The sequence below is a fragment of the Prevotella sp. C0026C3 genome (assembly GCF_056590795.1).
The window spans coordinates 34,348-46,575 of sequence record NZ_JBWPWW010000005.1; the positions used below are offsets into that span (position 1 = coordinate 34,348).

The 12,228-nt window shown below is 45.7% G+C and carries 8 protein-coding genes; 4 read left to right on the forward strand and 4 right to left on the reverse strand.

Translation table 11 applies throughout. The features are described 5' to 3' along the window. Positions 1-24 precede the first annotated feature (24 nt). Positions 25-570: an RNA polymerase sigma-70 factor gene (locus AC1EK4_RS04325; protein ID WP_036896588.1), complete on the reverse strand. Its 546-nt coding sequence runs from the start codon at positions 568-570 to the stop codon at positions 25-27. 318 nt (positions 571-888) lie between these two features. Next, complete coding sequence (locus AC1EK4_RS04330) at positions 889-3,873, reverse strand: PEP/pyruvate-binding domain-containing protein (protein WP_480357164.1); 2,985 nt, start codon at positions 3,871-3,873, stop codon at positions 889-891. A 154-nt stretch (positions 3,874-4,027) separates the two neighbouring features. On the opposite strand from AC1EK4_RS04330, the gene AC1EK4_RS04335 reads away from it, so the two are divergent. Continuing rightward, positions 4,028-5,002, forward strand: coding sequence for an alpha/beta hydrolase (locus AC1EK4_RS04335; protein WP_231725605.1), 975 nt, complete (start codon positions 4,028-4,030; stop codon positions 5,000-5,002). Positions 5,003-5,019: 17 nt separating this feature from the next. On the opposite strand, the gene pflA is transcribed toward AC1EK4_RS04335, so the two are convergent. Together pflA and pflB are read right to left on the reverse strand one after the other, a co-directional pair. Next, positions 5,020-5,760: a pyruvate formate-lyase-activating protein gene (gene pflA / locus AC1EK4_RS04340; protein ID WP_480357276.1), complete on the reverse strand. Its 741-nt coding sequence runs from the start codon at positions 5,758-5,760 to the stop codon at positions 5,020-5,022. A 208-nt stretch (positions 5,761-5,968) separates the two neighbouring features. Further along, positions 5,969-8,215, reverse strand: coding sequence for a formate C-acetyltransferase (pflB, locus tag AC1EK4_RS04345; protein ID WP_480357165.1), 2,247 nt, complete (start codon positions 8,213-8,215; stop codon positions 5,969-5,971). A gap of 817 nt (positions 8,216-9,032) precedes the next feature. On the opposite strand from pflB, the gene AC1EK4_RS04350 reads away from it, so the two are divergent. The 3 genes from AC1EK4_RS04350 to AC1EK4_RS04360 are packed head-to-tail and all read left to right on the forward strand — an operon-like array spanning position 9,033 to position 12,228. Next, positions 9,033-9,698, forward strand: coding sequence for an ABC transporter ATP-binding protein (locus AC1EK4_RS04350; RefSeq protein WP_036896584.1), 666 nt, complete (start codon positions 9,033-9,035; stop codon positions 9,696-9,698). A gap of 11 nt (positions 9,699-9,709) precedes the next feature. Next, entirely contained in the window at positions 9,710-10,963 is a 1,254-nt protein-coding gene (locus tag AC1EK4_RS04355) for an efflux RND transporter periplasmic adaptor subunit (RefSeq protein WP_480357168.1), read from the forward strand. After that, positions 10,960-12,228 (forward strand): ABC transporter permease, encoded by a 1,269-nt coding sequence (locus AC1EK4_RS04360; RefSeq protein WP_480357170.1) that lies wholly within the window; start codon positions 10,960-10,962, stop codon positions 12,226-12,228. The genes AC1EK4_RS04355 and AC1EK4_RS04360 overlap by 4 nt, the downstream gene beginning before the upstream one ends.

Genomic DNA, 12,228 nt, shown 5'->3' on the forward strand with positions numbered 1-12,228 from the left:
AAACTAAGGCACGAGGCTACCATTCTAAGGCATCATATACAGGAACGCCAACAAAGGAATGCAGTTTTTGAGTTCTTCTCGTAGCTTCTTATAAGCAATGCTCATCTGCACTTCCACCGTATTTACCGACACACCTAACTCCTGTGCGATGGCTTTTTGCTTCGTGCCTTTGAGCTTACTCATGATAAATATCTGCCTACATTTATCCGGTAGATGGTTAATGGCATTTTCCAACATCGTCTCTATAGACTCGTCCGAGAAGTTCATATCCAACTGTTCCAACGAGTCATACATGAGTTGCATCTCCAGTCGTTGCGTTTCGTAATACTTGGAATAAGCTTCCGACACCGTCAATCGTTCGCGCAAATGATTCAAGCAAGCATGCTTGACCGATATAAACAGATAACTTGTGATGTTTATATCCTTATTAAACAAGTCTTCACGTTCGTATATTCTCGCGAAAACATCCTGCACTATATCCTCCGCATCGGCTTCACGCTTCACATAGACAAGTGCGAAGTTCTTCACACGAGCATACCATGTGATATAAAGTCTTTCAAAATCGGTCATTATATCCGTGTAGATGAGGGATTAAGCACAGCATTATCATACTACAATCCGTATTGTATTATTGACAGCAAAAGTAAGTAAAAAAACTGAAATTCACAAGCCTAACCAAGCCAATAAGATACTAGAAAATCGCCATACAAACGTAAGGGCATAAAAAAAGGGGCTCCGCTGAGTCCCAACCTTTGTTAACCTTAAATCTAATACCATGAAAAACACGATGCAAAGATAATATGAAAACAAATTGCTTCCAAATATTTTGTGATAAAAGGTCTGTTTCTTTAGTTTTTTATTGTCTTCAAAAGGCTTATTAACAGTTACTTACCTCAACACCACTCCCTCTTGTTTCTTACCGTCCATGAGAATGCGTAGCGGATGGCCGAAGCGTACATGGCGTACATACGGCGTCTCTTCCACGGCAGGCAAGCTATCCAATAACTCCTTCCGAATGAGTCCGCCATCCTCTGTATTCATATCTATGGTAAAATAGCCTACGCCGAAACTTGTCAGATTTTGGAAGAAATGGGTACCCTGACTAGGATCTACCCGATAATCTTTGAGCGCCACTTCCACAATAACACGGGCTGCACTGATATGCGGCCACTTCACCGGTACGCCTAGATAGTGGTCGCTTGAACCCCACCTACCGGGTCCTACAAGGATGTAGTTCTTCCCTTCTGTCAGGAACTTGCGGTTGATTCGCTCTATATCGTCGGCCACATAATAATTGTTCATGGCCGAGAACGTGTCGTCGTACTTCACGTATACCACGTCGACAACATCTTCCGAAATACCATGTCCCAACGAGTGATGCGAGCGCAACAGGCATTCCTCATCGGTAATACCACACACATCCTCATCCAACATTTGCTTGGCGTCGACGATTGGACGTACCTGTAACAGGTTGAATTCGGCAGCATTATCTTCCGAGATATTGCAGGCGAACTCTATTTCTACCGGCCTTCGCATGGCTTCAGAGCCATACTTCATCGACATTTGCATCACTTCGGCAAACGGAATCACTCCTTGTTGCAATACACCGGCAAACGAAATGATTTTTCGTCCACCCTCATATAGCCCGTCACGTATCACTTGATCGTAGGGATCAAAGGTCGATGCTATCAGGTAAAGCGAGCCATCTTTGTCGGCTTCTTTCACTTTCCGACGACTGATATTGAACCCATCGTCTACATTGAAGTCGTCGCTTACGTGCGCCATATCAAGTGCATAGAACTGCGTCTGCGTCTCACGCAGGGCTATTTCCAATTCACTCATCTGCAACACTTGGTCGGGATGATAAGGAGATACACGTAAAGTCTGCCCTCCATCCACGATATACTTACCCAGTCCGAGAGCCAAAGAGGCGATTCCTTCTTCGGCCGTTTCGTCGCCAATGGGATAATAATTGAGCGAACGCAGCACTCCACTGATATTCGGATAATAGTGAGTACCGTATTGTTTTCCCACTACTTCCTGTAATATCACGGCCATCTTCTCTTGGTCTATCACGTTGCTGGTGGCCGTCATGTACGCTTTAGAATCGCGATAGTACACAGATGCATACACACTCTTGATGGCTGCGGCCAACATATGCAGCATGGCATACTTGTCATCCAAGTAAGGTATCATGTAAGTACTGTAGATTCCGGCAAATGGTTGATAGTGACTATCCTCCAACAACGAACTCGAACGAATAGCAATAGGGCGTTTCGTAGCCTCGAAGAATGTGAAGAAATCGACTATCAACGAGTCGGGCAACTGCGCTCGCAAGAAGTGTTGAAGTATCACTTCGTCCGTTGCATCGCTCAAAGCTATTTGGTATAGGTTGTTCTGCTCCATGAATTGGTCGAACACATCGGTGCACAATACTACCGTCTTGGGTATCTGTACCTTTATATTCTCGTAGGCATTAAACTCCGGATGCATCTTCACAACATTGTCCAAGAATGCAAGTCCGCGCCCTTTACCACCCAACGAACCTTCACCGATACGTGCGAAATGGGCGTAACGGTCGAACTTCATACGGTCGAACACGGCTACCACACCGATGTTCTTCATGTGTCGATACTGCACAATGGCGTCGAATATAATCTGACGGTGTGCTTCTACATCCTGCAACTCGTGCCAAGTGATATTCTTAAGGAACGCCGATACCGGGAAAATGGCACGCGCCGAGAGCCAACGACTCATGTGATTGCGACTCACATGGTAGAGCATGGAGTCATCGGGAATCTTGAAAATGTTGTCTTGCAGTTCCTTGAGCGAGCTCACACGCATCACTTCTTCATGTGTCTTCGGGTTACGGAAGATGAAATCTCCAAATCCCATGTGCTCTTCCATCAAATGACGGAGGTCTATACTCATCTTCTTCGAATTCTTATCTACAAAGTGGAAGCCTGCAGCCTCAGCCATTTGGCGGTTTGCCGACTCCGAACTCTCCATGATAAGCGGCACATACTCGTTACGGCTTCTGATTTCTCTCAACAATGAGAGACCAGCCTCGCCATCCTTCACACCGCCTCGTGGGAAACGAACGTCGCTGATAACGCCCAACGTATTGTCCTTATATTTTTCATACATGGCCAACGCTTCTTCGTAAGTTCGTGCCAATACCACCTTCGGACGACCTCGCATACGCAACGTAGCCGTGTGTTTGTTCAACGCTTCGGTAGAGAACCGCTGGCTCTGCAACAATATATAATTGTAGAGATTGGGCAAAATAGACGAATAGAAACGGATACTGTCTTCCACCAAGAGAATCATCTGCACCCCACCCTCGCGTATATCGTGCTCTATGTTCATCTTGTCTTCTATCAATTTGATGATAGAAAGGATGAGATTGGTATTGCCCAACCAGCAAAACACATAATCAAAGATACTCAAATCTTCATTCTGCATGCGACGGGTAATACCGTGAGAGAAAGGCGTCAGTACGATACAATGAATGGCGGGGAATTCATCTTTGATGGCATGAGCCACGGTGAAAGCATCATTATCGGCGTTACCCGGCATACAGATCACCAAGTCTATGTTCGTTGTCTGTAGCACTTTTGAAGCTTCTTCTATCGTACTCACCTGCGTAAACGTAGGCGGATAACGTAATCCCAACTGCATATACTCATTGTATATCTTCTCTTCTACGCGTCCATCGTCCTCCAACATGAACGCATCATAGGGATTGGCCACAATGAGAACATTATAAATACGACGCATCATCAGGTTGACAAACGTCACATCTTTGAGATAAAACTTATTCAGAAACTTCTTTTGCTCGGTATCTCCGCTCATAATTGTTACTTTAGTCATAGGCAAAGATAACGTAAATAGAAGATAATAACGAAATTTACAGGCAATTTATATGAAAGCTTTGCTGGCTTCTCTTTTTATTGTAGTTTTGCATTCCGAAGTTCAAAACAGTTTCATCATGCAACGTATCTTACTATTTATAAGCTGTCTGATAATGATATCCAACCTCCCATCTTTTGCACAACAAAAGAATATCACTACTGAATATAATTTCAAGAAAGAAGCCGATTTGTTCTTGCAACAGATGCCTGAAGGACTACAAGTAAAACAAACAGCAGCTATTCGTAAAGCCATAGAAGGCAATACTGCCCCACTTGCCGCTATTAGAAATTCACGCAACCAAGTTCCAGAAGTATGTAATGAGGTCATAACATCTTACATCAGCAATACACTCTGTCTATATACTCCCCGTAACAAGAAACAAAAGACGCTCCCACTCCTCATCTATCTGCACGGTGGTGGATGGACATTCGGCAGTATCAACAGCTGTGCTCGCTTCTGTCAGCAACTGGTTGCCCAAGGCGAAGTGATGGTATTGGCTCTCAACTATAGGTTAGCACCCAAACATCCCTTCCCTGCCGGACTGCAAGACTGTATCAATGCGGTGCGTATGGCAAAAGAGAAAGCCTCTGAATGGGGCGCAGATAGTTGCCGAATATCTATCGGTGGCGACAGCGCAGGGGGAAATTTAGCCCTCACCACCACATTAAACTTCTTGCAAAAAGGAACATCACCTCTCCATTCGCTGCTCCTTTTCTATCCCGTAATATCTGCTTGGAACGATCAGTCGGCATCGTGGAAGGCCTATCAAAAAGGATTTGCCTTAGACGGAAGTATCATGGAAGCATTCAACCAAGCCTACGCCAAGGGTCGGGAATGCCATCCGTTGGTTTCACCCTCTATGGCTTCAGACACATTACTGGCACAATTGCCAAAACTATTATTGGTTGCTGCCGAGCGCGATATTCTATGTTCTCAAGGGGAAACCTTCGTCGGGCGCATTCAACAATTAGGCGTCGATGCCCGACGAGAAGTATTACCAGGTAGCGTCCACCTGTTTATTACCGTTAAAGGGCAAGAATCTGCTTTCCAAGAAAGCATAAGATTGGCTCATGACTTCCTTCGATAAGCATCCACAACCTACGTTTACTGCTCACCACGAAGTATCTTCCCAGCCCACTCTACCTGCTCTTTCGCAGGCGTAGACACATCTTTCAAGCTATAGGGAATACCCAGATTCTCCCATTTATAAATGCCCAATGCATGGTAGGGCAACACTTCTATACGCTGCACATTGCTTAATGTTTGAATAAAAGCAGCCAATCTTCGAAGTGCATCTTCATCATCGGTAATGCCCGGAACCAATACATGACGAATCCATACAGGCTTACCCATGTCTGAAAGGCAACGAGCTGCATCAAGAATATTCTCATTAGGATGCCCTGTCAACATACGATGAGCCTCGCTATCAATATGCTTGATATCGAGTAACACCAAATCGGTATGCTCCATGAGATGTACAAACTTATCATAAAAGGGCGACTGTCGAGAGAATGGTTGGGCAGAAGTATCAAGACATGTATTGATACCTCGCTCATGAGCTTTGCTAAACAGTTCTATCAGAAAATCGATTTGGAGCAACGCCTCACCCCCACTCACCGTAATCCCCCCGTCTTTTCCCCAATAACTTCGGTAGCGTTCGGCACGGCCAAGCAACTCTTCTGCCGTAACGCTCTGCTGCTTTTCTTTTTTCCAAGAGTCCGGATTATGACAATAGCGACAACGCATGGGACAGCCCTGTAAAAAGATGACGAAGCGAATACCGGGGCCATCTACCGAACCAAACGACTCGGTAGAATGCAGAAAGCCCACTTTCGGACTGTCCATATCATCCGGAATGCCATGCAAATCGCCATTCGCCGACATACATTTTTTCTGTTCTTGTATATTTAACTTGTTCTTTTCCATTTCTTATCCTCTCTATTTGCCAATTAGAAACGGAGCGCTGTTGAGGCGCTCCGTTTCTTTTTCATATCCGAGCATATGACCATAGCTCCCTCATTTGATATAGAGTAAACTACAGTTTTTCTCGTTTTTACATCTTGTCGTGTGCCTGACGTGCTATCACATCTTCTTGTTGCTCGCGCGTTAAGTCGATGAATTTCACGGCATAACCACTCACACGAATGGTAAAATTAGCATATTCAGGTTTCTCAGGATGCTCCATGGCATCTTTCAACTTATCTACACCAAATACATTTACGTTGAGATGATGAGCACCACGACTGAAATAACCATCCATGACACCCACAAGTGTACGAGCGCGTTCTTCATCATCGTGTCCTAATGTATCGGGGCTGATAGTCTGTGTATTGCTAATTCCATCGAGCGCATACTCATAAGGCAACTTAGCCACAGAATTGAGCGATGCCAACAATCCGTTCTTCTCGGCACCATACGATGGATTTGCACCAGGCGCAAGGGGTGTTCCGGCCGGACGACCATCCGGCATATTACTGGTAAACTTACCATAAACCACATTAGAAGTAATGGTAAGGATACTGGTAGTAGGTTCGGATTCACGATAGGTATGGTGCTTCTTAATCATGCCGATAAACGTCTTGAGCAACCATACAGCAATATCATCCGCACGATCGTCATCATTTCCGTAACGGGGGAAGTCGCCTTCGGTCTTAAATTCGAGTGGGAATCCAGTCTCATCACGCAGGATATTGACCTTGGCATACTTGATAGCGCTGATAGAATCGACCACATGGCTGAAGCCAGCAATACCTGTTGCGAATGTTCTACGTACATCGGTATCAATAAGAGCCATCTCCGCTGCCTCATAAAAGTATTTATCGTGCATATAATGAATGAGGTTGAGGGTATTCACATATACACCTGCCAACCATTCCATCATATCCATGAAGCGAGGCATAAACTCATCGTAAGTCACCACGTCACCCTCTATTGGGCGCAAAGCAGGACCACATTGCTCGCGTGTTCTAGCATCTACACCACCGCTAATTGCATAAGTGAGACATTTAGCCAAGTTGGCACGAGCACCAAAGAATTGCATTTCCTTACCGGTCTGGGTAGCAGATACGCAACAACAAATACTGTAGTCGTCACCCCATACCGGACGCATCACCTCGTCGTTCTCATACTGAATAGAACTTGTCTTCACCGAAATAGCAGCTGTATACTTCTTGAAACCTTCGGGTAAACGCGGACTATAGAGCACAGTGAGGTTAGGTTCGGGCGATGGTCCCATATTCTCAAGCGTGTGAAGGAAGCGGAAGTCGCTCTTCGTCACCATCGAACGCCCGTCCATACCCATACCTGCCACCTCTAATGTAGCCCATACGGGGTCTCCACTGAATAGTTGATTGTATGAAGGAATGCGAGCAAACTTCACCATGCGGAACTTCATCACAAGGTGATCTATCAATTCTTGAGCCTCATCTTCGGTAAGAGTACCTTCACGGAAGTCGCGCTCAATATAAATATCAAGGAATGTTGAAATACGACCTACAGACATTGCTGCACCATTCTGCGTCTTGATGGCAGCCAGATAACCGAAATAAAGCCATTGAACAGCTTCACGAGCATTCTGTGCAGGTTGTGAAATATCATACCCATAGAGTTCAGCCATAGCCTTCATCTCTTTGAGTGCCTTTATCTGCATTGATATTTCTTCGCGCTGACGAATGACATTATCGGTCATCGTACCGTCTCCACAGAGATTCAAATCGTTCTTCTTCTCTTCTATCAAGAAGTCAACACCATACAGAGCTACACGGCGATAGTCGCCCACAATGCGTCCACGACCGTACGTATCGGGCAATCCTGTAAGAATATGATTGTGGCGTACCAACTTCATCTCGTCGGTATACGCATCGAAAACTCCATCATTATGAGTCTTACAATATTTCGTAAAGATTTCGTGCAACTTCTCAGACGGTGTATAGCCATAGGTGGTACAAGCCTGTTCTGCCATCTTAATACCGCCATAAGGCATGAAAGCACGCTTCAAAGGTTTGTCTGTCTGAAGTCCAACCACCTTTTCAAGGTCTTTCAATTGGCTGTCTATATAAGCCGAACCATAAGCTGTCATACTCGAAACGACTTCAGTCTCCATATCAAGTACACCACCTTTGGCACGTTCTTCTTTCTGTAACTGCTGCAAAATACCCCAAAGCTTATCCGTAGCAGCCGTTGGAGCCGCCAAGAAATCTTCGTTTCCGTCAAAGCCTGTGTAATTGTTTTGAATAAAATCTCGCACATTGACTTCGGTTGTCCACTGATGTCCTACGAAACTTCTCCATTCATTCTTCATTATCCTTAATATTATTGAGTGAAAAAATAAAATCTGTATACCTCTATAGTTATGTCATCTCATCTGTCCGAGAAGCATCTTTATCCTCTGTAAAGATTTCATCCGACAGGAAATCGAACTACAAAGGTAACACCATTTCTTCATATCAAAGAATATATGACATACACATTAAGGAAAAATACCAAGTAATGAGGATAAGAAACTCCTCACTACAGCAACCAGCCACAACATGGCTACCCTCTGCGTTAGCCGCTTGCCGGAATGAAATGACGGCTGGCGGACTAATAGGGATACAAAAATTGAATGCCTTTAGGTACTCCCCCTCAATCAAAACTGTTATTGGGCGAATACAATTCGCCCCTACTCATCACTCATAACTCCTCACTTCTTACTCTAAACTCGTCTACTTGTCAACTTAAAACCATCTCCCTCTCCTTGAGAGAGGGTTGAGGTGAGGTTACTGCAAGGGCTCAGCAGCTTTGCTGCCAAGCCTATTCCGAAATGCTGAAAAGTCGAGACAGCGATGCTGAGAAGCCGTTGCAACAGCCCCACCCCAGCCCTCCCCAAAAGGGGAGGGAGATGGTTTTAAGTGGATAAGTAGACGAGTTTAGGCTTTAGTTTCTAAGTTTTTGAGTTGATAAGTTCTTTAGTTGTAGGACGGGAAAGGTTCTTTTCTTTCTCCCTCTTCCTCCTCTTTCAACGTACGCACTGTCCGCTTTCGTACACCAGCAAAACACAACTAGCGTTGATTATCAACGAGTTACAACTTTGGCATGCATCTTGTTCATATCGCAACAGTAAAAATAATATAAACAATATGATATTACTCACAGACATTAGTAAGGTATATAGTGCCGGCGATATAGAGACCGTAGCACTGGAAAACGTCAATATCAAAGTAGAAAAAGGAGAATTTCTCAGTATTATGGGTCCATCCGGATGTGGCAAATCAACCTTGCTCAATATTATGGGACTGCTCGAAACACCCACCACAGGTAGCATCGTCATCGACGGGATAAACACAGTAGGCATGCGAGACAGACAGATGGCCGACTTCCGTAATCGTAAATTGGGCTTCGTTTTCCAATCGTTCCACCTCATCAACTCGCTCGATGTGCTCGACAATGTGTCGATGCCGCTACTCTATAGAGGCGTGAGCGCCAAAGAAAGAAGACACCGTGCCGAAGAGGTGTTGGCCAAAGTGGAACTTACCCATCGCATGCACCATCTGCCATCACAACTCTCCGGTGGACAATGTCAGCGTGTTGCTATCGCAAGAGCCATCATCGGAGCACCCGAAATCATCCTCGCCGACGAACCAACCGGTAATCTCGACTCGAAGATGGGGGCAGATATCATGGAGCTACTCCATCGACTGAATCGCGAAGACGGCACTACCATCGTCATGGTAACACACAATGAGCAGCAGGCACGCGACACTTCGCGCACCATTCGCTTCTTCGACGGCCGGCAGGTTATATAATTTGGAAGTTCATGGATAGAGAAATTACCATACAACAGAAACGGCGTCGGCTGTTGATGAGGCTTGCCAAAGTGAGTGGAGCATCCATTCTACTCATCATTGCACTGCTGATAGTTCGCGCAAAGATAACTCCCGGCGTGGCCGAAAGTACGCTGAGACTCGCTACAGTAGACCGCGGAGACGTGGTAGCAAGCGTTACGGCTGGTGGCAAAGTGGTGCCGATGTTCGAAGAAATTATCAATTCGCCCATCTCATCGCGTATCTTAGAGGTCTACAAACGAGCCGGAGACCAAGTAGAAGTAGGCACTCCGCTGTTACTACTCGACCTACATGCGGCCGAAGCCGAGTATCAACGGGCACAAGACGAAGCACAAATGAGACAGGCACGGCTTAGTCAATTGCGTGTAAATCAACAAACCTCACTCTCCAATATGGAAATGGAGATACGCGTGGCTCGTATGAAAATGAATCGACTACAAGCAGAGTTGCGTGCCGAACAACATCTAGACAGCATCGGTTCAAGTACGCGTGACAACGTGGAACGCAAACGAATGGAATACAATGTAGCCCGACTACAACTGCAACAACAGGAACATCAACTGGCTAATACACGCCGAATACAACAAGCAGAAATGCGTGCTCAGCTGCTCGATGTGGCCATGCAAGGCAAGACTATGGCCGAAAACAAGCGCACATTGGAAGATGCTCAGATTCGTTCTCCGCGTAAGGCGACACTCACTTACATCCAAACGCAAGTGGGAGCACAGGTAGGGCAGGGGCAGCAAGTAGCCGTCATAGCCGACATGAACCACTTTAAAGTCAACGCAGAGATAGCTGCCGACTACGCCGAACAGTTGATGATAGGTGGTAAAACCTATATCAAGATAGCTTCAAGTATATGTACCGGCACCATTAGCAGTATAACGCCACAGGCACAAAACGGCGTCGTACAGTTCACGATAGAACTCAACAACCAACCGAAAAAGATGAAACTACGTCCCGGATTGGTAGCCGATGTATTCGTAGTTACCTCCACTCGTCCGGCCACACTGCGCCTTCCCAACGGTAATTTCTATCGAGGCGCAGGCGACTATATATTATACGTAAAGGAAAGCAAGGACAGGCTCGTAGCCCGACAGGTAAAGTTGGGCGTTGGAAACTTTGACTTTGTCGAAGTAAAAAGCGGACTCCAAAAGGGCGAGACCGTCGTGACGAGCGATATGAGTCAGTATAAAAACAACGTATTAAAAATCAAAAGACAATGAATATATACCTTCGTCAGGCCCGAACAATGATAGGGCAACATAAGCTATTCTCTACTATTTACATCGTGGGGACGGCTCTTTCGGTGATGTTAACCATGTCGGTCATCATCTTAACCTATATCAAAGTGGCGCCTCTTTACCCTTACAACCAACGCAATATGATGTTGGAGATGACCTCACTACGTATAGAATTACCGGGCAAAGCAGAGTTTGCCGACCGTAATGTTCAGATGGGGAGACTCAGTTACAGCCTTGCCGAACGATTAAAAACGCTGAAAGGAGTGAGCTATATAGGTACCAAGACCAAGCCGAACAAAGGGCAACTCAGTCTTCCCAACAATCTACAAGCCACCACGGCAACCTATGTCTACACCGATGCAGGCTTTTGGGACGTGTTCAAATTCAAGTTCTTGAGTGGTAAAGCCTATGGAGAAGCCGACATACTCAGGGCATCAAGCGACATTGTTATCAGTGAATCACTGGCTAAACGCATGTTTGGAGCGAGCGAAATTGCCGGCCGACAGATACTCTTCAATGGCATGTTGCGCCGCGTAGCAGGCGTAGTAGCCGACGTATCGGCCTTTGTTAGCGAACCGTATGCTGAAGTTTGGCTGCCAGCTTCGCCACAGATGCTCCAAAACAAAGCCACGAAAGCAAGCGAAAAACTATTTGGTACATGGGATGTCTACCTACTGACGAGCGATAAAAAGCAAGCCCAACAATCCATTGCCGACTTCTTCAAACGCTTGAATACCTCTCAAAAAGAATTTCAAGTCGACTTAAGAATGTTGGCAGAATCGGCCAATTTTGAGATGACGGGAGACGAATTCAACTATGCAACATTGATTCTTTTGGGAATATTAGTAGTCGGACTACTTGTCATTCCGTCGCTTAACCTGAGCAGTCTCATCTCCAGTCGTATGGAAAAACGCCTTCCCGAAATGGGCATACGAAAGGCTTTCGGTGCGCGAAGGTCCACATTGCTGTGGCAAGTGATGGTAGAGAACGTGCTACTCACAGCTATCGGGTCGCTCATCGGCCTCTTGTTGGCCTATGTACTTGTGGTTTCCAATGCCTCGGCCTTACGGTCGATGCTCACCCAAACAGGCGACGATCCCATCATCACTATTGAAATGCTGTTCAATCCATGGATTATATTGTTCACTATCTTGGTATGCTTGACAGTCAACATATTGGCAGCCGTGGTCCCCGGATGCCTCTCTTTGCGTCGCAATATTGTAGATTCGTTGAACCTTAAAAAGTAA